The organism is Muribaculum sp. NM65_B17 (assembly GCF_004793735.1).
Lineage (GTDB): Bacteria > Bacteroidota > Bacteroidia > Bacteroidales > Muribaculaceae > Muribaculum > Muribaculum gordoncarteri.
Map to the genome: position 1 here is coordinate 1 of NZ_SRYY01000004.1, position 24231 is coordinate 24231.

The following is a 24231-nucleotide window of genomic DNA, read 5'->3' on the forward strand; positions in this document are numbered from 1 at the left end:
TTCATCCTGAGCCAGGATCAAACTCTTCGTTGTTTGTATCTTTTTTCTTATTTTTTTTCTGTGTCTTGACGGAAACGCTTCCATCTCGACCCCCTGGCCGGAGTGTTGTGCTATCGCAGAATTGACAGAGTGGCAATCATGTTTAACATGACCCTTCTCTTGTACTACTTCTTGTCTATTGTAATAATTTCAATGTCCTCGCTCTCTCGGGCTTTCCGGGAAAAGCGTTGCAAAGTTACAACGTTTTTTTCATTCCCGCAAACTTTTTGTTCAAAATTTTGTTGCCGCCCTTCCGGAGCGTCCCGGCCTCCGCCGGATGACCGCTTTCTCAAAAGCGAGTGCAAAGTTACACCCTTTGTCCGTAACCGCCAAATTTTTTCGCCACTTTTTTCAATCAAAATCCCAAACAAATCCGCAATCGCCTGGGAATCAACACCTGCAGAACACGAAAAAAAGATGACCGTGCATTGAAAGCAGAGTCATCTTTTCTAAATATTTGTGTCGCAAAAAAAATCGACAGACTAATTATATTTTCATTCAGTCACCTCACGAAGGAGAAAAATCTCGGTAGGGAAATGGTCGGAATAGCCGTTCAGAAATTCGCCTCGCGAATAAGTGCGCAACGGAGTGTCCTTATATTGACCCGAAGGCGTGCGCAGGAATCGCTTGTTAAACACGGTGCATTTCCAATACTGCAGCCCCACATCCTCGCCGTCGACAAGATTTCCCGAGAGTATAATCTGATCAAACAGATTCCACTTACCACGATAGGCCAATGTGCCGACACCGTGATCGAGCACACGCCAGAACGGGTTATAGAATCCGTGAGGCTTGGCTTTTTTCATGTCACGCACAGCACCGAGCGACTTGGCACACGACTTGTCGAACGGATCATCGTTCAAGTCGCCCATCACGATTACACCCTGATCGGGGTTTACGGTCCAAAGCGAATCGGCAATGTGCTTCGACAGCTCGCCGGCAGCCTCACGCAGGTAGCTCGACTCATCCTGTCCGCCAAGGCGCGAAGGCCAGTGGTTGACAATAAAGCTCATGGGCTTGTCAAGCAATGAGCCGGTAACGCACAGCTGATCGCGAGTGCGGAAATCGGGGTTGTCGGGAATCACGAGAGTGTGAGCCGTGACATTCTCAACGGCAAAATAGAGCGGATTGTATAGCAACGCCACATCAATACCGCGAAGGTCGGGCGACTCATGGTGTACAATCTGCAATCCCCACGGGTCGCGCCCCTCCTCGGCAAGACGATTGTCGACAGCCTTCACAAGATCCTCAACAACGCTGCGGTTCTCAACCTCGCTGATGCCTATTATGGCAGGACCGAGCGGAGTTTCGGGGGTAGCCATGGCCGATATGGCTCGCGCAAGGTTGTTGACTTTTTTCCAATATTTGTCGCTATCCCACTTGCGGGCACCTTGAGGCGAAAACTCAAGGTCATACTTGCCGTTGGCATTTATCGTGTCAAACAGGTTTTCCAAATTATAGAAGGCGACACCCACGATAAGATATTGCTTATCGGAATCAGACGAAGCGTCACGCTTACCGGCCACGGCATTTAATGCCACAATCAGTGCAAAAAAGGATATGAATATTAGTCGACGCATGATAATGATTATGTATTTTCAATTAAAATCAGACATGAAAACATATCACAAATATATAACATTTCACGCAATCGCGCCAACTTTACCATGCAAAAAGCAACCTCCATGCAGATAATATCGCTACATAATAATATATTAATGTATAGCTAACGGTGATTTTGATGAAAATTCACCGATAATTAGTAACTTTGCATGAGTAAACGCTTAATGAGCAAAAACAATTTCGACATGAACATCACCATAATCAACGGCCCCAATCTGAATCTGCTCGGAATCAGAGAACCCGGAATATACGGTTCAAAAGGATTTGACTCCTATCTGGAGGAGTTGCGCAACAGATATCCGCAGGTCGACATAGCATACTTCCAAAGCAACCACGAGGGCGACATCATAGACAAGCTCCACGAAGTGGGATTCGGAGCAACCGACGGCGTGGTGCTCAATGCCGGAGCCTACACCCACACCTCGCTCGCCATAGCCGATGCCATATCAGCCATTAATGCGCCGGTGATAGAAGTACATATAAGTAATGTACACGCGCGAGAAGAGGTGCGTCACCACTCAATGATATCGAGAGTGTGCCGCGGAGTCATCGCAGGCTTCGGGCTCGACAGCTACCGACTTGCGTTGGAACACCTCTTGAACAGCCGGCAATAATGCCGAAGCTGTGTCACGCATATTTTTTTCAAAATCCTATAATTCACTCTACAATGAACAAATTTACAAAAATAGTAGCCACCATATCGGACCGTCGATGCGACATACCGTTCATTCAGTCGCTCTACGACAACGGCCTCAATGTCGTGAGAATGAATTCGGCACACCTCCAGCTTGAAGGTTTCCGCCGAATAGTCGACAATGTTCGCGCAGTGTCACCTTCGATAGCGATACTAATGGACACGAAAGGGCCTGAGATACGCACTACGACCAACAAGGACGACCTTACGCTGTCGTTCTCGGCCGGCAACAAAGTGACATTCATCGGCGACCCCAACGGCACCACCGACAATGACACCATATACCTCTCCTACTCCAACATCGCCAACGACATCCGCCCCGGAATGCACCTGCTAATCGACGACGGCGAGCTCGACTTCCTCATCGACAGCATCGACGGATACCAAATATACGCAACAGCGCAGAACGGAGGCGAACTCGGTTCGCGCAAGAGCGTCAACATACCGGGAGCGAGCATAAACCTGCCGTCGCTCACCGAGCGCGACCGCACCAACATAGGATATGCCGTAGACCTCGGGCTCGACTTCATCGCACATTCATTTGTGCGCAGCGCACAGGACATACGCGACATCCAGGAAATACTCGACTCACGCAACAGCAGCATAAAGATAATCGCCAAGATAGAGAACCAGGAAGGCATCGACAACTTCGACGAGATCCTCGACGCCTCCTATGGAATCATGATAGCCCGCGGCGACCTTGGCATCGAAGTACCCGCCGAGCGAATCCCCGGCATACAAAGTTCGCTCATCAACAAGTGCATTCTCAAACACAAGCCGGTGATAGTGGCCACGCAAATGCTTCACTCGATGATAAACAGCCCGCGCCCGACACGCGCCGAAGTGAGCGACATTGCCAATGCAGTAAACCAGCACACCGACGCCCTCATGCTCAGCGGCGAAACGGCCTATGGCAAATATCCCGTAGAGGCGATAGCCACAATGTCGAGAGTAGCCTACGAAGTCGAAAAATCGCTTGCCAACACACGCATCACCCCGACAGTCGAAGCCGATGTCACATCGTTTCTTTCGCGACAGGCGGTAGCCTCATCGGCAACACTCGGCACCAAAGCCATAATAACCGACAGCTACACCGGGCGCACGGCACGCTACATATCATCCTACCGCGGCAGCTACCCCACCCTCGCAATATGCCATCACGAGCATGTGGTAAGATTACTCGCCCTATCCTATGGAGTAATAGCCATGCACCAGCATCGCGCCGAATCATCGCGCCGATACCTAATAACCGGGCTTGAGCACCTGATTGAAGCCGGCTTGCTCACCCGCGAGGACGACATAGCCTATCTCGGAGGATCATTCGGCGAAGGTCACGGCACATCGTTCCTTGAAATCAACCGCGTAGGGAAAATAATCGAGAACTACTCGTCATTTGAACTACCTAATCTTGAAGAAGCCAACACATGCAATTGACAGTCGACGAATACATATTGTCGCACATCGACCAGGAACCAGCGCACCTGCAGAAGCTCAACCGCGACACACACGTGATGTGCCTCTACGCCAATATGTGTTCGGGGCATCTTCAGGGAAGACTCCTAAAGATGCTCACACGCATGATAAAGCCGAAGCGCGTGCTTGAGCTGGGCACATTCACCGGCTACTCGGCGCTATGCTTCGCCGAAGGGATGCCGGGAGGCGCCGAACTGCACACGGTGGAAATAAACGACGAGCTCGAGGATTTCATACGCCAACAATTTGACGAATCGCCTCAAGCCGGTCAGATACACCTGCACATAGGCGATGCCGAAAAGATAGTGCCGTCGCTCGGAGGCAAGTGGGACCTTGTGTTCATCGACGCCAACAAGCGCAACTATCTCGACTACTACAACCTCGTGCTGCCACATGTCAACGACGGCGGATTCATAATCGCCGACAACACGTTATGGTATGGCAAAGTGGCCGACAAAAGCGCACATGACGCACAGACCGTCGGCATCCTCTCGTTCAATGACTTCGTTGCCGCCGACGACCGTGTGGAAAAAGTAATGTTACCTCTGCGCGACGGCTTGACCATAATATATAAGAAGCCGTCAGCGCAACGCCAATCCCACATCGACAGCTAACATTGCAGCAGTCACGAGCGTTATTCATTATAAGAAGTTCAACCAAAAACAGTATATAATCATGGAATCAACCCGTCAAGCAAAAATAGCACGACTCCTTCAGAAGGAGCTGAGTGAAATATTCCGTCAGCAGACAGCCAAAACCCACGGCGTCATCGTGTCGGTGAGCGCAGTGCGCGTGTCGCCCGACTTAAGCATAGCTCGAGCCTACCTGTCGGTATTCCCGTCGGACAAAGCCGCCGAAATGCTCGAAAGCATCAACCGCAGCGCGAAGACGATACGCTACGAGCTGGCCCAGAAGGTGCGCTACCAGTTGCGCAAGACACCCGAGCTCGCTTTCCATCTCGATGACTCGCTCGACTATCTTGAAAACATCGACAACCTCCTGGCAAAGGACCACAAGGAAGACCAGAAGCCCACACAACAGCCCGAGCAGTAAATGTTTACACTCCGAGTCGCCTTACGATACCTTTTCTCCAAGAAAACCCACAGTGCAGTCAATGTCATCTCCCTCATTTCGGTGACCGGGGTGGCTCTGGCATCTATGGCCATTGTGTGCGTGCTCTCGGTGTTCAACGGATTCACCGACCTCGCATCAGAGAAGATATCACAGCTGTCGCCCGACCTGCGCATAGAGCCAGTGCGGGGAAAGGCCATAGCCGATGCCGACTCGCTGTGTGCCGTCGTAGCCAATGTCGAGGGTGTCATGACGGCAGCTCCCACAATCGAGGAGCGGGCGCTCGCCATCTACGGGCCTCACCAGATGCCCGTGACCCTTAAAGGCGTAACACCAGACTATGACATACTGACCGGCATACGTGACATAGTGAAGGACGACGGCGACTTCCTGCTGACCGAGGACGACCTCGGCGATTTCGCTACACTGAGCGTAGGTGCCGCCATAAGCCTTGAGGCACATCCCGGATTTGAACAGCAGCTGATGCTTTACGCGCCCAAACGCACGGGAAGGATAAATCCCGCCAATCCGGCAAGCTCGTTCCGCGCCGACTCGCTGCTTGTGGGCGGAGTGTTTCAGGTCGAGCAGCCCGAATATGACACCGACCTTATAATCGTGCCTATAGATGTCACGCGAAAACTTCTCGACTACACCACTGAAGCCACAGCACTTGAAATCAAAGCCGACGACAACATCGAATCGACCGCATCGCGGTTACGCGATGCGTTAGGCCCCGACTTTAAGGTGAAAAACCGCATGGCCCAGCAAGAGGAATCGTTCAGGATGATAGCCATCGAAAAGTGGATAACCTTCCTGTTGCTCGCATTCATCCTCATCATAGCATCGTTCAATGTCATATCCACACTGTCGATGCTCGTCATCGAGAAGGACGACAACATACGCACCCTCTATTCCCTCGGAGCGTCACGTAACACCATAGCCCGAATATTCCTGCTCGAAGGATGGCTCATATCGCTCCTTGGAGGAGTCATAGGCATCATCGCCGGAGTCATCCTCAGCCTCGCTCAGCAGTGGGGAGGATTCATCAAGCTCGGAGGCAATCACGACGCAATGTCGATCGACACCTACCCTGTGCGCGTCGAGTGGATCGACCTGCTTGCAGTGCTCGCCCTCGTGGCATTAATAGGGTGGCTCACATCGACCGTCACCTCGATATTCACGCGCCGCCGGCTCAACCGCAAGAAGGCATAAGCAGATATCAAACGCGCCTGACTAAAGTTAATATTTATTAAAAATTCAATATAAGTCGGTAATGCGCCACTCCTCAAAAACCGTATAGTTGCATATCGCATAAATAAATCGTATCTTTGCAAATAGATTCGACAACCAGAGGGGGCGACAGTCCCCTCTGATTGTTTATGTAATTCTCACTCAACAATCTCACGATGATAGACAAGCAATTACTTATCGACACCATCCAAGAGGCGATAGCCGATACCGATGTATTTCTCGTAGAGGTACAGGTGAAGCCCGACAAATCAATAATCGTGGAGCTTGACAGCGACACGGCAGTCGACATCGACACCTGCGCCGATCTTACCCGCCGCATCGAGGAAACATTTGACCGCGATGTCGAGGACTACGAGCTTGAGGTGGGTTCGGCAGGACTGACCTCACCGTTCAAGATACGCCGCCAATATGTAAAAAACATCGGCAACGAGGTGGAAGTGCTCACCGGCGACGGCCGCAAGCTCAAAGGCGTGCTTACCGAGGTGGGCGACGACGACTTCACCATCGAGGTGCCCCGCAAGGTCAAGGAGCCCGGACAAAAACGCCCCGTCATCGTGAACGAGCCTTTGAAAATGAAATTTACCGATAACAAATACGTGAAATATTTAATACAATTCAAATAAGATTACCCCTATGGCTAAGAAAGAGGAAACCACCAACATGGTGGAACGATTTGCCGAATTTAAGGAGCTTAAGCATATCGACAAGACAACGATGATCTCCGTGCTTGAGGAGTCATTTCGCAATGTGTTGGCCAAGATGTTTGGCACCGATGAAAACCTCGATGTAATCATGAACCCCGACAAGGGCGACGTACAGATATTCCAGAACCTCGAAGTTGTCCCCGACGGAGAGGTGACGAATCCCTATACCCAAATCTCGCTCAGCGATGCACGCGCCGACCAGAACCCCGAAGTGGAGATCGGCGAAGAGCACACCCGCGAGATCATATTCGAGAAATTCGGCCGCCGCGCAATCCTGAACCTTCGCCAGACTCTTCAGTCCAAGATTCTCGACTTGCAGAAAGAGGCCATCTATTCACAGTTCAAGGGCCGTGAAGGCGACCTCGTGTCAGGCGAAGTTTATCAGACCTGGAGCAAAGAAACCCTCCTCATCGACTCAGAGGAAAACGAGCTCCTTCTCCCCAAGAGCGAAGCCATCCCCGGCGACTTTTTCCGCAAAGGCGAAACAGTGCGCGCCGTCATCCTTCGCGTCGACAACAAGAACAACAACATCCGCATCACCGTATCGCGCACATCCGACGAATTCCTGCGCCGCCTCTTTGAGCTTGAGGTTCCTGAAATACACGACGGCCTCATCAACATACGCGCCGTGGCACGCATCCCCGGAGAACGCGCCAAGATAGCCGTAGAGAGCTACGACGACCGCATCGACCCCGTAGGAGCATGCGTAGGTGTCAAGGGCTCACGCATCCACGGCATCGTGCGTGAATTGCGCAACGAAAACATCGATGTAATCAACTATACATCCAATCCCGAACTATTCATACAGCGAGCTCTCAGCCCCGCCAAGATATCGTCGATCAGGCTCAACACCGAGGAGAAACGCGCCGAAGTGTTCCTCCGTCCCGAGGAAGTGCCTCTTGCAATCGGTAAGGGCGCACTTAACATCAAGCTCGCTTCAAAACTCACCGGCTACGTAATCGATGTATATCGCGACACCGGCGAGGAGTTCAACGATGACATCTATCTCGACGAGTTCAAGGACGAAATCGACGGATGGGTCATCGACGCACTCAAGAACATCGGCTGCATCACCGCCAAAAACGTGCTTGCAATGCCGCGTGACCTTCTCATCGAGAAGGCCGACCTTGAAGAGGACACCGTTGATCAGGTGATTTCCATCCTCAAGGCTGAATTTGAAGACTAAATTTCGACAACCCCCTTTTCACATATATGGCGAGAATAAAGATAAGCAAAGTAGCAAAAGATTTAAACATTGCCCTTCCCACAGTAATTGAATTTCTTCAATCCAAGGGCATCAACATCGACATGAATCCCAATTCACGTATCGATGAGGATGCCTACAACCTGTTGGTAGCGGCTTACAGCAGCGATAAAGCTCAAAAGAGCAAGTCGGAGAAGCTCTCGTCCGACCGCCAGAAAGAGAGAGCGGTAAAACCCGAACCCAAAGCCGAGCCCGAGGCTAAGGAGATAAAAATCCCCACAACCACAATCAAGCCCAAAGTGGTGGGACACATCGACCTTGACGCTCACGGCAAGCCCGTAAAGAAATCGGAGCCCGAGCCCAAGGCCGTAGAAACTCCCAAGCCCGAACCCAAGGTTGAACCCAAACCCGAGCCCAAGCCTCAGCCCAAGCCCGAGGTAATCAAGCCCGAGCCTAAGGTTGTAGAAACGCCCAAGCCCGAGCCCAAGGCAGAACCGAAGCCTGAACCCAAGCCCCAGCCTAAAGCCGAGCCCAAGCCCGAAAAACCCGAACCCGCTGCAAAGCCCGTTCAGGAGCCTCGTGCCGAAGTAAAGCCCGAGGTGAAAAAGGCCGAAGCTCCCGCGCCAAAGGAAGAGCCCAAACCTCAGCCCCAGAAGGAGCCGGTTCAGGATGAGCCCGCAGCCTCCGACGATGTGTTTACAATGGAACGCACCGTTTCAGGCCCTCAGCTCAACGTAATCGGGAAAATCGACCTGTCGGCAATCAATCAGCAGACTCGCCCCAAGAAAAAGAGCAAGGAAGAGCGCCGCAACGAGCGTATAGCCAAGGATCGTGCAGCCCAGAACGCTCAGGGTGGTGCCGGTGCACAGCAGTCGGGCGACCGCAAAAAGCGCCGTCGCATCGGTAAGGAGAAGGTCGACATCGAAAAGACATCCAACCAGCAGCCCTCACAGCGTGGCGGTGATTCGGAAAAAGGACAAGGGGGAGGTTCTCGCCACGAACGCAACCGTGAGCGTGACAGAGATCGCGACCGCGACCGTGAACGCGAAAGAGCGCCCAAATCCAAGGAGCGCAACAAGCGACCCATCCACGCCGAAGCCAATGAGGAGGATGTTCAGAAGCAGGTAAAAGAAGTGCTTGCACGCCTCACCAACAAGGACAAAGGCCAGAAGAAAGGCGCGAAGTGGCGTAAGGAAAAACGCGAGGCCTTCCAGTCACGCGAGCGCGAAGCTGCCGAAATGGAAGCAGCCGAGAGCAAGGTGCTGAAGCTCACTGAATTTGTTACAGCCAACGACCTCGCTGTAATGATGGATGTACCCATCAACAACGTAATAGCAACGTGCATGAATCTCGGCGTAATGGTGTCGATAAACCAGCGCCTTGATGCCGAAACCATAAACATTGTGGCCGAGGAGTTTGGCTACAAGACCGAATACGTTTCAGCCGAAGTGGTTGAAGCCATACATCAGGAAGAGGATGATGAGGACAACCTTACCACCCGTCCGCCGATTGTCACCGTAATGGGACACGTTGACCACGGTAAAACCTCGTTGCTCGACTACATCCGCAACGCCAACGTGATTGCAGGCGAGGCCGGAGGTATAACCCAGCACATCGGAGCCTACAATGTCAAGCTCGGCGACGGCCGACGCGTTACATTCCTTGACACACCCGGTCACGAAGCGTTTACCGCCATGCGTGCCCGCGGAGCCAAGGTCACCGACTTGTGTATTATCATCGTCGCAGCCGACGACAACGTGATGCCCCAGACCGTTGAGGCCATCAACCACGCATCGGCAGCAGGCGTACCTATAGTATTTGCCATCAACAAGATTGATAAGCCCACCGCCAATCCCGACAAAATCAAGGAGGAGCTCGCAGCCATGAACTACCTCGTTGAGGATTGGGGCGGAAAATACCAGTCGCAGGACATCTCGGCCAAGAAGGGCCTCGGAGTCGACGAACTCATGGAGAAAGTGCTCCTTGAAGCTGAAATGCTCGACCTTAAAGCCAATCCCGACCGTCCCGCAACAGGCTCAATCATCGAGTCGTCGCTCGACAAGGGTCGCGGTTACGTGGCCACAGTGCTTGTACAGAACGGAACTCTCCACGTTGGCGACATAATCCTTGCCGGAACTCACTTCGGAAAGGTGAAAGCTATGTTCAACGAGCGTAACCAGCGCATAAAGGAGGCCGGTCCGGCAGTTCCCGCACTTGTACTCGGTCTTAACGGAGCACCCACCGCAGGCGACACATTCAATGTAATGGCCACCGAGCAGGAAGCCCGCGAAATCGCCAACAAGCGCGAACAGCTTCAGCGCGAACTCGGACTACGCACCAATAAGCGTACAACCCTCGAGGAGATTGGCCGTCGTCGCGCCATAGGCAACTTCCACGAGCTCAACATCATCGTCAAGGGCGATGTCGACGGTTCGATTGAGGCCCTGTCCGATTCACTCATCAAGCTTTCGACCGAAGAGGTACAGATCAACGTGCTTCACAAGGCTGTGGGCGAGATTTCGGAAAGCGATGTCACTCTTGCTGCGGCATCCGATGCGATCATCATCGGCTTCCAGGTGCGTCCCTCACAGGCCGCCCGTCGTGCCGCCGAGCGTGAAGGCGTTGAAATACGACTCTATTCGGTTATCTATCAAGCCATCGAGGAGGTCAAGGACGCAATGGCCGGAATGCTTGCACCCGAGCTTAAGGAAGAGGTGCTCGGTACCGCCGAAGTATTGCAGACCTACCACATCTCCAAGGTGGGCACAATCGCCGGAGCAATCGTGCGTGAAGGAAAAATCAAGCGTTCTTGCAAGGTGCGCCTGATTCGCGAAGGTATCGTGCGCTACACCGGCGAGCTCGGCTCACTGAAACGCTTCAAGGACGATGTAAAGGAAGTGCTTACCGGTTATGACTGCGGTCTAAGCATCGCAGGCTACAACGACCTTCAGGAAGGCGACTTCATTGAAGCGTTTGAGGAAGTTGAAGTAAAGAAGCAACTCTGATCTCTTGCATAAAGTCTACATAAACATAGGTTCCAATCAGGGCGATCGCGAAACTGCAATCGGCAGGGCGGTCGCCCTGATTGAGCATTTATGCGGCTCTCCCGCAAGGCGCTCGCCCATCATCGAAAGCGACCCGTGGGGCTACGAGTCGTCCAACCGATTCATGAACATGGGCATCGTGACCATGACCTCCATGCCACCTGAAAAAATGCTCAAGTCGCTGCTCGACATAGAGAAGTCGATATCCTCGGCATCGCATCGCGACGGGAGCGGCAACTATGTCGACCGCATAATCGACATCGACCTCATAGCCTACGACGACCTCATAATCGACTCCGAATCACTGACGCTTCCACATCCCCGCATGCACCTAAGGGAGTTTGTACTGCGTCCTCTCGCGCTGCTCTGGCCCGATTGGCGGCATCCGATTCTCGACCTCACCGCACAGGAATTGCTCGATTCAATGACCTCATTGTAGCTTCGCGACATTATGGGGTGAAATCGAGGCATCCCCCACACTATCTTTGCAGGCACAACCACCAACTACTGTCCTGCAATGAAAACACACATTCCCATCGCCGTAATAGCCACAATGGAGATAGCCACTCCGTTAAAAGCCAAAGAAGCCGTAAGCCACTTCACCATCGCCGAGCTCTCACGAAGCTCCACCGCACTGCGCCATGACATTGACAACACTCCCCCTCCCGAAGCGGTGCTGAACATGCAGCGCCTCATCGACAATGTTCTCGACCCTGCGCGAAACCTGCTGCAGAAACCTATAATCGTCAACAGCGGCTATCGGCGCCCGAGGCTTAACTCCATGGTAGGCGGCGCGAAACGCTCCTATCACCTGAGCGGTCGGGCGGCCGACATAACTACAGGCAACATCGACGACAATCGGCGGCTCATGGAGATACTGTCGCAACTCCCGCATGTCGAATTGATTTCGGAGCACGGGGGACTATGGATTCATGTTGCCTTTTAACAAAAGTTAAGAATCTATTGTAATTTTGAACACACTTAAAATTGCCGTTAGTGATAAATTTACTAACTTAGCAAAATCGAATACCAAATTTTTATATCATGACCGACAATCACAGATATTGCGTGATAATGTGTGGCGGTATCGGCAGCCGCTTTTGGCCATATAGCCGTACTGACCGTCCTAAACAATTTATCGACTTTTTCGGCACCGGTCGCTCTCTTCTCCAAATGAGTTACGACCGAATATCGCCGTTAGTACCTAAGGAAAACATCATAATCGTCACCAACAGCCACTACGCACCGCTGGTGAAAGAACAACTTCCCGAACTTAACGACGACCAGATTCTTCTTGAACCGGCCCGTCGAAACACAGCACCCTGCATTGCCTGGGCCGCCTACCACATCGCAGCCCGCGACCCTCAGGCATCAATGATCGTTACACCGAGCGACCATCTCATTACCCGCGACGCTGAATTTGAAAAGTCAATCAGGCTCGGATTCAACTTTGTGGAGAAACATGACGCTCTCCTCACCCTCGGCATAAAGCCTACGCGTCCTGAAACCGGCTACGGATACATTCAAATCGGACGCCCTGTCGAGGATGATGTACTGAAGGTAAAAACATTTACCGAGAAACCCGACATCGATTTGGCAAAGGTGTTTGTCGAGAGCGGCGAATTTTTCTGGAACTCGGGAATATTCCTGTGGAGTGTAAAGTCAATACTGGAGGCACTGCACAATTACGCTCCCGACCTCACATCGACCTTTGACAACGGACTGGCTACATTCGGTACTCCCGAAGAGAATGCCTTCATTCAACGTGAATTTCCAGGATGTGTCAACATATCCATCGACTACGCCGTAATGGAACGCGCCTCCAACGTTTACGTGGAATGTGTCAACTTCGGCTGGTCGGATCTTGGCACATGGAGCGCCCTATATGATAATTCGCCCAAGAACCGCGACTCAAATGTGGTTCAGAACTGCCAAGTTCTCGCCTACAACTCTTCAGGCAACATATTCGCCGTGCCGGGCGACAAACTCGTTGTCGTGAACGGATTGCATGACTATATTGTGGCCGATGCAGGCGATGTGCTGCTCGTGTGCCCCAAGTCGGAGGAGCAGCACATAAAGCAATATGTCAACGATGTGAAGCTATCCTATAAGGACAAGTATCTCTAATCATCCCGCTCACTATCCATCCCAACCAATAAAGAGGCTCGGAGTCCTTTAAATTGTATATACAGGATTCCGGGCCTCAACAATTTAAATCCCTATCTGTCGGGAATAAAAATCCGCAAAATGTAACGCTAAAGTGTGATTGCACCGTCACAACATAGCCCGGTTGACTACTATAAAAAGTTAACCGGGCTATTTTTTTCATTCATTATCCTCTGTAGTATAAAAAGCTTTTGTATTTTTGCCAATTAAAGTTTAACTTTTGAATGAGCAAGAACATAGACCCCCCGGCACCGAATACCGAAAAATGGACTGAAATAACTCTGCTTCCCGAATGGGAAGAGGAGTATTATCTCGTGTACACTGCTAAAAAGCACGGCAAATGGGTAATGCTTAAGACGCTAAAACCGGAATTTGCCGACAAGCCGGAATTTCAGGCCATGATTGAAAAGGAGTTTGATGTGCGCTACAATCTTTCCCATCCGAGTATCGTAATGATTAACGATTTCGAGGATGTACCCGGACTCGGACGATGCATAATCACCGATGATGTCTACGGCGATTCACTGCGCAAGCTCATCAATGAAGGCAAGGTTACCCCGGCGATAATAGACAAGCTGCGGCATGAGCTCGTCGATGCGATGGAGTACATACAGACCAACCATATCGTACACCATCCGATACGCCCCGAAACAATCATTTTCACCGAAAACATCGGCAATCTGAAACTTATTGATGTTGGATTTGACCAGCTCCGTCATCTCGAACCCGCCGATGCGTCGGAGGACATATACAATTACGGTCTTGTGCTTAACGAGTCGCTCGACAACATCGACACAAAATATCCTGCCCTGCGCAAGATAGCACAACGTTGCACCGACCCCGATCCAAAGAAGCGCTATAACGACGTTCAAGATCTGCATCTCGCACTTGAACATCGTTCTAGCAATCAGCTATACATCCTGCTCATTGCATTTATGGCGACAATGATCGTGATTCTTGCATGGCTTAACATACGCCGTCCCAAGTCAGAGGCCTACACCACCCCTCAACAAAACATTGAGCAGGTTATGACCGACCAAGCTTCACAGGATAAATAACATTACTGAAAACGACTATAAAACATATATATGGCTGTAGAAATACGCGAAATAACCCCGACTAAAAGCAATCTGAAAAAATATACAAAATTCGGAATCGACCTCTACAAGGGCAACGACTACTATGTGCCGCCGTTGATAATGGACGATGTCGAAACTTTGTCGCCCGACAAGAATCCGGCATTCGACTATTGCAAAGCAAAGTCATGGATGGCCTATCGTGACGGAAAGCCAGTGGGACGAATAACCGGCATAATCAACACCGTTGTCAACGAACGCACCGGAAAGCGTGATTTGCGATTCGGATTTCTCGATTTCATCGATGACAAAGAGGTGGTCGATGCATTGTTTGACGCGCTTGCCGAATGGGGTCGCAGCCAGGGACTCACATCCATGGTGGGACCGATGGGATTCAGCGACATGGATCATGAAGGAATGTTGACCGAGGGATTTGAAGAGCTCGGCACCATGGCCACCATCTACAACTATCCCTACTATCCCCAACACATGGAGCGCATGGGCTTTCACAAGGATGCCGAGTGGGTGGAGTACCGCATGACTGTTCCCGATAAAATACCGGAGAAGATGCTGCGTGTAGCCGAAATCGTGAAAAAGAAATATGGCGTGCGCACCATCAAGTACACATCGGCCAAGAAAATCAAGGAGGAGTACGGGATGGCGCTGTTTGAGCTTATAAATGAAGCCTACGACCAGCTCTACGGTTACTCACCGCTGTCACAGAGGCAAATTGAATACTACATCGACATATATCTCCCCATACTTCGCCTTGAGAATGTGTGCCTCATCGTCGACAGCAACGACAAGCTCATAGGGGTAGGCATCTCTATTCCCTCGATGTCACGCGCTTTGCAGAAAGGGCGTGGAAGGCTATTGCCTACAGGATGGATTCATCTGCTTAAAGCCATGTACATGCACAACGATGTTGTCGACCTGCTGCTCGTGGCCATCAAGCCCGAATATCAGAGCAAAGGAGTTAACGCACTACTTTTCGCCGACTTGCTTCCCGTCTACATCAAAAACGGATACCGCTGGGCCGAAAGCAACCCGGAGTTGGCCGACAACGAGAACGTACAGCTGCAATGGCAATACTTCGAGCGCCGACAGCATCGCCGTCGCGCGGCATTCCGCAAGGATATCCCTGCGGCTAAATAGGATAGAAGTAAATCGTTTGGGATGTATATGTATCGTATAGCTCAAGCTCCATATCAGGAGTAAAGTCCCATTGATAGTTCCATTCGTCCTCAATGAAGTAGATATTCAGATACCAGTCATCATAGTCCCATGTGAATTCGACGACATCGCCGTCATAATAGTTGGTGTAGTAGCCCGAACCGTTGGAGAAGAAAGTGAATCCGGTGGCTCCGCTATCTTGAATCCATGAACCCAGGAACGGGGCATCGGCGGGGTCGTATTCCACATCATCGCATGAAGAGAGTCCTGCAGCTAAGAATGCCATAACGAGGCTAAGAAGGAATGTCTTGGTCTTGGTCATTATTGTTGTGTAAAAAGTTTAAATTAGTGCAAATTTATAGAATTTAAACAAATTTACCGTACCTTTGTTGAAATAGTCTGAAAATTTAGTATGAGTGTCACCTCATTGATCAAGCCGATTTTCATGCAACGCGTAAAGGCAGCCCGCTACAACGCCACGCACACCGAAGCTGTACAGCGCAAACAGCTGTCATGGCTTCTGAGTCGCGCGTCACGCACCGAAACAGGCCGCCGTTACGGATTTGACGCCATGTCGGCCTACGAGGATTTTGCCGCCAAAGTGCCCGTAATCGAATACCCCGACATGCGTCACAGCGTAGAGCGCATGATACAAGGAGAGCGTGACATCCTGTGGCCCGGAGCTACGACACATTTCGCACAGTCGTCGGGCACCTCCGACGGCAAGAGCAAATACATCCCCATAACGGCCGACTCCTTCAAGCTTACCCACTATCGCGGTGGATTTGATGTCGTGGCACACTACCTCAGCCTTTACCCCGACAGCCGCATATTCGACGGAAAAAGCTTCATTCTCGGAGGAAGTTACGCCAACGAGCTGACGCTTCCCCGCGGAGTTGTGGTAGGCGACCTATCGGCCAACCTCATCGACCGCATAAACCCGTTGGTCAATCTCGTGAGAGTGCCATCCAAGCGTGTCGCACTCATGAAGGAGTGGAACGAAAAGCTTCCGGCGCTTGTCAAGGCCTCGATGCACGAAAACATCACCAACATATCGGGTGTGCCTTCTTGGTTCATGACCGTCATAAAGAACATCATCGAGCAAGCCGGAGCCGACACCATTCACGATGTGTGGCCCAATCTCGAAGTATTTTTCCACGGAGGAATATCTTTTGAACCCTATCGCGAACAGTATGCCCGAATAACCGATCCGTCGCGCATGCGTTATCTCGAAACCTACAATGCCTCCGAAGGGTTCTTCGCCCTCCAGAACGACATAGACGACCACGCCATGATGCTGCTTCTCGACCTCGCCACATTCTACGAGTTCATCCCCATCGACCAGACCGGCATTCCGTTCCCCGAGGCACTTCCGGCATGGAAAGTCGAGCCGGGTCACACCTACGCACTGGCAATCACATCGTGCAACGGATTGTGGCGCTATGCAATCGGCGACACGGTGACCGTAGAGAGTGTCGAGCCGCTCAAAATAACCATCGCGGGACGCGTCAAGCACTTCATCAACGCATTCGGCGAGGAGCTTATGGTGCATAACGCCGACGCAGCCATTGCCCGCACATGCCATGATCTCGACTGCTCGATAGCCAACTACACGGCCGCTCCCGTCTATGCCGGCGACCACACCCGAGGCCGTCACGAGTGGCTCATCGAGTTCAACCGCCGACCGGCCGACATGAATCAGTTTGCCGCACTCCTCGACAAAAACCTGCAGGCCGAGAACTCCGACTATCAGGCCAAACGCACCGACGGACTCTTCCTCGACCCGCTCACTGTAATCGAAGCCCGAAAAGGACTCTTTGACTCATGGCTTGCCTCGACCGGAAAGCTCGGCGGACAGCGCAAGGTGCCGCGACTGAGCAACGACCGTCACTTCATCGAACCCATGCTGAAATTCAACAACGGCAACAACGGCAACAAATAATTACCAATAAATAATATCAATTATCAACTCATGAAAATACGTTACATAATCCTAAGCGTAATCACATTGATTGCATCGCTCTCGGTAAGCGCAAAAGTACGTTATGTGTTCTACTTCATCGGCGACGGTATGGGCATGGGCCATGTAAACACCACCCAGTACTACAACCGCATGGTGCTCGGCAACGACACTCCGCTGCTCATGATGCAGTTTCCCGTAGCTTCACAGGCTCAAACCTACTCCGCATCGGCACCCATCACCGACTCGGCCGCAGCCGGTACAGCACTGTCAACCGGAAGCAAGACACGCAACTACACCATAGGTCTTGCTCCCGACACCATAACCCCCCTCATCTCAATAGCACGCAAACTCAAGGACGACGGATGGGGCGTGGCCGTACTATCGTCATGTGCCGCCGACGATGCGACCCCCGCGGCATTTTATGCCCATCAGGTCGACCGAAACATGTTCTATGAAATCAATCTTGACGCTGCAGCATCGGGCTACGACTTCCTCGGTGGAGCAAGCCTGCGTGGGGTGCGCAAACCCGAACAGGCCAAGGAGGTTTACTCCGCTCTTAAGAAAGCCGGATATGCAATAACCCACAACCCCGACAGCGTTACGCTCTTGGGTTCCGACCGCGTTATGCTCCTCGCCGACCCCGACAAGCGAGGCAACGACAACTCCATAGGCTATACGGTCGATTCACTTCAGGGGGCAATGACAGTGGCTCAAATGACTCAGGCCGCTCTCAACCACCTCATGAAGCAGTCGCCCGACCAATTCTTCATGATGGTCGAGGACGGTGAAATAGACCATGCTTCCCACGCCAACGACGCCGGAGCTGCAATAAAGGATATACTAAGCTTTCAGGATGCCATAAAGGTGGCCTATGACTTCTATAAGCAACACCCCGACGAAACACTGATAATCGTGACTGCCGACCACGACACCGGCGGCATGGCAATCGGAAGCCGCACCAACAGAGTAAACCTGAACCTCATCGACTCACAGCGCATAAGCAAGGACAAATTCTCGGACTACTGTCGCTCACTCATTCGCAACAACGAGTCAATGTCATGGGACGAAATGAAAAAATTCCTTTCCGACAAACTCGGATTCTGGACCACGGTACCCATCACCGAAAATGAAACCAAGGACCTGCAGGTGCTCTTTGACAAGGCAATCGTGGCTCGCGAAAGTCAGGACCAAAGAACCCTTTACAACAACTTCAACCAGTTTGCCGTAAAGGTGTTTGACCTGTTCAACTCACATGTAGGCACAAGCTTCATAAGCGGCAACCACACTGCCAATCCCGTTCCCGTATTTGCCATAGGAGCAGGAGCCAACAACTTCAAGAAGGCACTCAACAACATCGAAATCCCATTGTTGATCTACGATTTGACACGCTGATCAGTGCTTGTCGACACCGATACCAAGGAGCTCTGACACATAAGGCGTAGCCTTTATTGTCAGGGCTCTTTCCAGATATTCACGCGACTGTGCCATGTCGCCCTTCTGCCGGTAATAGTTGCCGAGCACAAGCAGCGCGTCATAATTATCGGGATGCAGCTTCAATATTTCCTTATAGGTGGCTATGCCCTGCTCCTCATCGCCTGAAAGCATGTATCCGTAGGCCAGATTGTTCATGAAGGCTACATTGTCGGGAGCCCCCGACAGCATTATCCGGCTATAACGTATTATCTCGGGAGCGTTACATCGAAACACGTAATAGCCCAGGAGTTGCTTCTCGATGCTTCGGGTGAGCCAAGGCTGACGCTCCTTCACAAGCAAAAGGAAATTCTCATATAACGACGACTGACCGATAGAGAAACTCACTCTCCTGACACCCTGAAACACCGAGTCAAGCGGAATCAACTGCGATTGGGCGCGCTCCAGAAGCGACATCTCATAGTCGGGCAAATTACGCATCCCCGCCGTCACTATGGCATGGGCGTAGGTGTCACATACTTTCGCACTATCCTCTATCATAAGCTCGTACATTGCCGCAGCATTGGTCCATTCGCGATAATGAAAAAATCGCGCCGCTTTTGTGGCTATTGCATCATAATCGCGCGTAACGGCAGCATTGGCCGATGCACAACCCACCAGCAGCACAACGGCCATACACAACTTCATCGTGTCGTTAAATGAAAATTTCAACATCTTATAATTTTGTTTTTCAATTCTCTTGATTATCTTTGTAAAGTAAACAATTAAAATTCATAAACTATCGAATTATGAGAACAAAATATAAGCGCATTTTGCTGAAACTTAGCGGTGAGTCACTTGCCGGAACTCAAGGTCACGGCATCGACACGGTGCGCCTTAACCAATATGCCGAGCAGATAAAGGAAATTGCATCACAAGGTGTGCAGATAGCTATCGTGATAGGAGGAGGCAACATTTTCCGCGGACTTTCGGGCGCGTCAAAGGGTTTTGACCGCGTAAAGGGCGACCAGATGGGAATGCTCGCAACCGTAATCAACTCCCTTGCGCTGAGCAGCGCCCTCGTGGCAATAGGACAACCCGCACAGGTGTTCACTGCCATAAACATGTTTCCCATCGGTGAGCACTACAGCAAGTGGCGTGCGATAGAGGCGATGAACAACGGAGCCGTAGCCATCATATCGGGTGGCACCGGCAACCCCTTCTTCACTACCGACACCGGTTCGGCACTGCGCGGAATCGAAGTCGAGGCCGAGGTTATGCTCAAAGGAACCCGCGTCGACGGCATATACACCGCCGACCCCGAGAAGGATCCCACTGCCGAAAAGTTCTCGGAAATAACCTACGATGAAGTCTACACCCGCGGACTAAAGGTGATGGACCTCACCGCTACCGCACTTTGCAAGGAGAATCACCTTCCCATAATCGTGTTCAACATGGACTGCCCGGGCAATCTTGCCAAGGTGCTTGCCGGCGAGCCCATAGGCACACTCGTGTATTAAAAATAAAATCAATAACTACATAAATCATTAAAACTATGACCGACGTAAAGACCTACCTCGACCCCGCCGAGGAAAAAATGGAAATGGCCGTGGCATATCTTGACGAAGCACTTGCCCACATTCGCGCAGGAAAAGCCAATCCCAAAATTCTTGACGGAATCCGCGTGGAATACTACGGAAGCGCAGCTCCTATTTCCAATGTGGCCAACGTAAGCGTGCCCGATGCCCGCACAATCACCATCACTCCATGGGAAAAATCGATGTTCAAGGAGATTGAGAAAGCCATCATCAATTCCGAACTCGGAATCACACCCGAAAACAACGGCGAGGTAATACGCATCTCAATCCCGCCGCTTACCGAGGAGCGTCGTAAAGCACTCGTGAAGCAGTCGAAAAGCGAGGCTGAAAACGCCAAGGTATCGGTACGTAACGCTCGCCGCGATGCAATCGACGGTCTTAAAAAGGCAGTGAAGCTCGGAATGCCCGAGGATGTCGAGAAGGATGCCGAAGGTTTGGTTCAGAAGCTCCACGACAAGTATCTCAAGAAAATCGATGAGCTTTTCGCCGCCAAGGAAAAAGAAATTCTCACCGTATAACGATTTTTCAATCCTGAACGAGGGCACTGACTTCCACGGGAGTTATTGCCCTCTATCTTTTTTTGTGTACTGCCCAACGATGCTGCTTATTAGCAACTTTTAACTGTCATGGGCGGCATCTCGGCACAAGGCAGTCACTATCTTTGTATCGTAAATCAACAAAAACACTTGACAACAATGAAAACAGGCGACACCATCCCCACTCTCCTCGGAGTCAATGCCCAAGGGCAGGAAGTAAAGTCAACCGACTTTGCCGGAAAGCCCCTGATAATCTATTTCTATCCTAAGGACAACACCCCCGGCTGCACGGCCGAGGCTTGTTCGCTACGCGACGGCTACGACTCATTGCGCAATCTCGGTTACGAGGTGATCGGAGTCAGCAAGGATTCGTCGGCAAGCCATGCAAAGTTTGCCGAAAAATATTCACTCCCCTTTACCCTCATCAGCGACCCGTCGACCGAGCTGAACCAGGCATTCGGAGTGTGGCAGAAAAAGAAAATGGCCGGACGCGAATACATGGGTACCGTGCGCACGACATTCATCACCGATGCCGACCACCGCGTGACCCATATAATCAACAAAGTCGACACCAAAAACGCCGCCGCGCAGATAATGAAGCTGCTCGCCGAAAGCCAACAGTCATAAACCCTTAAAAACACTCAGCACTACATGGAAAAGCCCAAGAAAGCAACAATAAAGAAAAACGACCCCGCACAGGAAGCCGCAGCCGCCAAGCTCAACGCCCTGTCGCAGGCAATGGAGAAGATAGCCAAAAACTTCGGTCGCGGAGCCATCATGAAGCTCGGCGACGACAATGTGGAGGATGTCGAAGTGATTCCCACCGGCTCGATAGGATTGAACTTCGCCCTCGGTGTGGGAGGATTCCCCCGCGGACGAATCACCGAGATCTACGGCCCCGAATCGTCAGGTAAAACCACGCTCGCAATACACGCAATCGCCGAGGCTCAGAAACGTGGCGGAATAGCCGCAATCATCGATGCCGAACATGCATTTGACCGCTTCTATGCCGAGAAGCTCGGTGTCGATGTCGATAATCTGCTCATTTCACAGCCCGACAACGGAGAGCAGGCTCTCGAAATCACCGAGCAGCTCATTCGTTCCTCGGCGATCGACATAATAGTCATCGACTCGGTTGCAGCACTCACTCCCAAAAGCGAAATCGAAGGCGACATGGGCGACCGCAACATGGGACTCCAGGCCCGATTGATGTCACAGGCCATGCGTAAGCTCACCGGAACCATATCGCGCACCAACACCACCTGTATATTCATCAACCAGCTCCGCGACAAGATAGGCCAGATGTTCGGTCCCTCCGAAACGACTACCGGCGGTAACGCGCTGAAGTTCTACGCATCGGTACGCGTCGACATACGCCCCACTACCACCATCAAGGACGGTGAGGATGTACTCGGACGCCACACACGCGTCAAGATTGTAAAGAACAAGGTGGCTCCCCCATTCAAGCGTGCCGAGTTTGACATCATGTTTGGCGAAGGCATCTCAAAGTCGGGCGAGATAATCGACCTCGGCGTGGAGTATGGCATCATCAACAAGAGCGGTTCATGGTTCAGCTACGGCGACACAAAGATAGCCCAGGGTCGCGATGCCGCAAAGCGTGTGATTGCCGACAATCCCGAACTTGCCGACGAACTTGAAGCAAAGATTATGGAAGCGATGAAGGAAGCCGCCGAGAAAGGAAACAAGTCGGGGAAAGCCAAAATAACCATAAAGACCAAGAAAGAAGAGGCCGCCCCCAAAGCAAAGGAGGCCGATGAACTTGAACTCGACTTCAACGATGAAGAGTTTCCCGACGACTTCTCTATAGAAGAGGACGCACAGGACGATTAAACGACACTACTTTACTACTACATCATAAGGTCGAAGCATCTATTGATGATGCTTCGACCTTTCTGTATATGTACCGGTCAGTCACCCAATGTGAATCGCAATCCTACGTTTAGATTGAAGTTAAGAGGCCGTTCGCTGTAGATTGTTTCAACAGGCGAACCGTTGTCGATATAACAGCTTACGCCCGGCTCGGCATAGATGCCTAACGCGCGTGTGATGTTGAACTGCAATCCTGCCGAGGCATTTACAGACCATTGCAGAGGCTTAACCTTTACATCCTCTTTCTCGGATTGTGTAGCGTGATTGTCAAGAATAAAATCCCTTTCTATTTTTCCTGAAACACACTTTTCAGCAAGCACTCCGGCCGAGGCATAGAGGTCAAATGAACGCCAGGACAGCACCCGGTAACGTGCATTTACAGGCACTCCTATATAGTGCAGCTTCTGCTGCCCCGCGATGTAGTGGCTTTCGCTTCCGTACTTCAGGTCGGAGGTTAGAAGCGTGTACAACAGGCCGCTCTCGATTGACAGGCGATCGTTGATGCGATAGGCAAATGAAAGTCCCGTCCTTACCGGCAAACGATGTTTCACTTCATTGGCCACATCTTGTCCCTGATTGAACAGAAGTATACCGAGCATGGGATTATCCTCCCATGACGCCTTGTCGGCACCAAGTACACCGGTGACTTTTCCGGCATATTCAAGGCGGTTATTCGATAAGTTAGGACTACCCGATGTAAACACTCCAAGCGACAAGCGTCCAGAATTTGCATCACAGCGTTTTGTCGCGCTCATACGCCTGTTGTTGTATATCCGGTCGGATTTCTCATCGTTTACCTTCGGAACCGGCCGACCTTCCGGCTTGGATTCGTTAGTCGTTGACTCGCCCTTATCGTTACCGGCAACTTCACCGGAGCTTTCAGGCTTGACCGAATCACAATCATTTCCATATTCCGGTATTATTTCGGTTGACATTTCAACCGGAATATATGATGATTTATGTACTGCCGGTTGTACAGTCGGCGATAAACACAAATCAGGTTCTATATATGTTGATGATAAAAGTTTGTTTTCAGCATTGCCGGAAGAGGTGCCGGCGGCTTGTGTGATTTGGTCGGTAGAGAGGTCGTCGTCATTGCGCGTAATCAGCACAACGGTCGTAACGGCAATAGCGAGCATGGCAGCAATGCGGATGGCTCTTTTTATCCATATAGGCATCACGTGGCGTGATGCTTCAGGCATCGGAGCGGCGACATTGCGTCGCAGGTCGTCCCAAAGGCCGTCAGGCTCGTCGACCTCAAAGCTTGACATTTTGTCATGTATGTGTTTCAGCCATTCCTCTTTCATAGTGGTGCA

The 24231-nt window shown here is 51.5% G+C and carries 22 protein-coding genes and 1 pseudogene; 19 read left to right on the forward strand and 4 right to left on the reverse strand.

The annotated features are described in order from the left end of the window. Window positions 1-533: 533 nt before the first annotated feature. Complete coding sequence (locus E5354_RS06665; protein WP_246863757.1) at window positions 534-1619, reverse strand: endonuclease/exonuclease/phosphatase family protein; 1086 nt, start codon at window positions 1617-1619, stop codon at window positions 534-536. Window positions 1620-1847: 228 nt separating this feature from the next. Between E5354_RS06665 and aroQ the strand changes: the two genes are divergently transcribed. The 13 genes from aroQ to E5354_RS06730 all read left to right on the forward strand — a co-directional run bounded on the left by aroQ (window position 1848) and on the right by E5354_RS06730 (window position 15500). Beyond that, window positions 1848-2276, forward strand: coding sequence for a type II 3-dehydroquinate dehydratase (gene aroQ / locus E5354_RS06670; RefSeq protein ID WP_123395383.1), 429 nt, complete (start codon window positions 1848-1850; stop codon window positions 2274-2276). A 53-nt stretch (window positions 2277-2329) separates the two neighbouring features. Beyond that, the gene (gene pyk, locus E5354_RS06675) at window positions 2330-3790 is read left to right on the forward strand and encodes a pyruvate kinase (RefSeq protein ID WP_135946857.1); all 1461 of its coding nucleotides are present in this window, start codon (window positions 2330-2332) and stop codon (window positions 3788-3790) included. After that, window positions 3787-4443, forward strand: coding sequence for an O-methyltransferase (locus E5354_RS06680; protein ID WP_135947174.1), 657 nt, complete (start codon window positions 3787-3789; stop codon window positions 4441-4443). Before pyk ends, E5354_RS06680 begins: the two co-directional genes overlap by 4 nt. A gap of 61 nt (window positions 4444-4504) precedes the next feature. After that, the gene (gene rbfA / locus E5354_RS06685) at window positions 4505-4882 is read left to right on the forward strand and encodes a 30S ribosome-binding factor RbfA (protein ID WP_123394709.1); all 378 of its coding nucleotides are present in this window, start codon (window positions 4505-4507) and stop codon (window positions 4880-4882) included. Then, window positions 4883-6112, forward strand: coding sequence for an FtsX-like permease family protein (locus E5354_RS06690; RefSeq protein WP_123394710.1), 1230 nt, complete (start codon window positions 4883-4885; stop codon window positions 6110-6112). Between the two features lie 194 nt (window positions 6113-6306). Next, window positions 6307-6774: a ribosome assembly cofactor RimP gene (rimP, locus tag E5354_RS06695; RefSeq protein ID WP_135946858.1), complete on the forward strand. Its 468-nt coding sequence runs from the start codon at window positions 6307-6309 to the stop codon at window positions 6772-6774. 10 nt (window positions 6775-6784) lie between these two features. After that, entirely contained in the window at window positions 6785-8041 is a 1257-nt protein-coding gene (gene nusA, locus E5354_RS06700) for a transcription termination factor NusA (protein WP_123394712.1), read from the forward strand. A gap of 26 nt (window positions 8042-8067) precedes the next feature. Beyond that, entirely contained in the window at window positions 8068-11064 is a 2997-nt protein-coding gene (infB, locus tag E5354_RS06705) for a translation initiation factor IF-2 (protein ID WP_135946859.1), read from the forward strand. Between the two features lie 4 nt (window positions 11065-11068). Continuing rightward, entirely contained in the window at window positions 11069-11542 is a 474-nt protein-coding gene (folK, locus tag E5354_RS06710; RefSeq protein ID WP_135946860.1) for a 2-amino-4-hydroxy-6-hydroxymethyldihydropteridine diphosphokinase, read from the forward strand. A 78-nt stretch (window positions 11543-11620) separates the two neighbouring features. Then, window positions 11621-12049 (forward strand): D-Ala-D-Ala carboxypeptidase family metallohydrolase, encoded by a 429-nt coding sequence (locus E5354_RS06715; RefSeq protein ID WP_370455919.1) that lies wholly within the window; start codon window positions 11621-11623, stop codon window positions 12047-12049. 98 nt (window positions 12050-12147) lie between these two features. After that, window positions 12148-13230: a mannose-1-phosphate guanylyltransferase gene (locus tag E5354_RS06720; RefSeq protein ID WP_135946861.1), complete on the forward strand. Its 1083-nt coding sequence runs from the start codon at window positions 12148-12150 to the stop codon at window positions 13228-13230. Window positions 13231-13493: 263 nt separating this feature from the next. Then, window positions 13494-14327 (forward strand): protein kinase domain-containing protein, encoded by an 834-nt coding sequence (locus E5354_RS06725; RefSeq protein WP_123394716.1) that lies wholly within the window; start codon window positions 13494-13496, stop codon window positions 14325-14327. Window positions 14328-14357: 30 nt separating this feature from the next. After that, window positions 14358-15500: an N-acetyltransferase gene (locus tag E5354_RS06730; protein ID WP_135946862.1), complete on the forward strand. Its 1143-nt coding sequence runs from the start codon at window positions 14358-14360 to the stop codon at window positions 15498-15500. Here the strand turns inward: E5354_RS06730 and E5354_RS06735 are convergent. Beyond that, the gene (locus E5354_RS06735) at window positions 15493-15840 is read right to left on the reverse strand and encodes a hypothetical protein (protein WP_123394718.1); all 348 of its coding nucleotides are present in this window, start codon (window positions 15838-15840) and stop codon (window positions 15493-15495) included. The genes E5354_RS06730 and E5354_RS06735 overlap by 8 nt on opposite strands. Before the next feature lie 123 nt (window positions 15841-15963). On the opposite strand from E5354_RS06735, the gene E5354_RS06740 reads away from it, so the two are divergent. Further along, on the forward strand, window positions 15964-17460 hold the full coding sequence (locus E5354_RS06740; RefSeq protein WP_246863758.1) for a GH3 auxin-responsive promoter family protein: 1497 nt from the start codon (window positions 15964-15966) through the stop codon (window positions 17458-17460). A 30-nt stretch (window positions 17461-17490) separates the two neighbouring features. Next, a complete protein-coding gene (locus tag E5354_RS06745; RefSeq protein WP_135946864.1) occupies window positions 17491-18873 on the forward strand; it encodes an alkaline phosphatase in 1383 nt (460 codons plus the stop codon). Here the strand turns inward: E5354_RS06745 and E5354_RS06750 are convergent, their stop codons facing one another. Continuing rightward, a complete protein-coding gene (locus E5354_RS06750) occupies window positions 18874-19626 on the reverse strand; it encodes a tetratricopeptide repeat protein (protein WP_135946865.1) in 753 nt (250 codons plus the stop codon). It lies immediately after the preceding gene. 74 nt (window positions 19627-19700) lie between these two features. On the opposite strand from E5354_RS06750, the gene pyrH reads away from it, so the two are divergent. From pyrH to recA, 4 genes and pseudogenes are all read left to right on the forward strand, one after another. Beyond that, the gene (gene pyrH, locus E5354_RS06755) at window positions 19701-20411 is read left to right on the forward strand and encodes a UMP kinase (protein WP_123394723.1); all 711 of its coding nucleotides are present in this window, start codon (window positions 19701-19703) and stop codon (window positions 20409-20411) included. Between the two features lie 35 nt (window positions 20412-20446). Further along, entirely contained in the window at window positions 20447-21007 is a 561-nt protein-coding gene (gene frr, locus E5354_RS06760; protein WP_123394724.1) for a ribosome recycling factor, read from the forward strand. 177 nt (window positions 21008-21184) lie between these two features. Beyond that, window positions 21185-21652 (forward strand): thioredoxin-dependent thiol peroxidase, encoded by a 468-nt coding sequence (bcp, locus tag E5354_RS06765; RefSeq protein WP_135946866.1) that lies wholly within the window; start codon window positions 21185-21187, stop codon window positions 21650-21652. Window positions 21653-21676: 24 nt separating this feature from the next. Then, window positions 21677-22711 (forward strand): annotated as a pseudogene (gene recA, locus E5354_RS06770) (recombinase RecA); the annotation flags it as partial. A gap of 242 nt (window positions 22712-22953) precedes the next feature. On the opposite strand, the gene E5354_RS06775 reads toward recA, so the two are convergent. Next, the gene (locus E5354_RS06775; RefSeq protein WP_135946867.1) at window positions 22954-24222 is read right to left on the reverse strand and encodes an outer membrane beta-barrel protein; all 1269 of its coding nucleotides are present in this window, start codon (window positions 24220-24222) and stop codon (window positions 22954-22956) included. Between the last annotated feature and the right edge of the window lie 9 nt (window positions 24223-24231).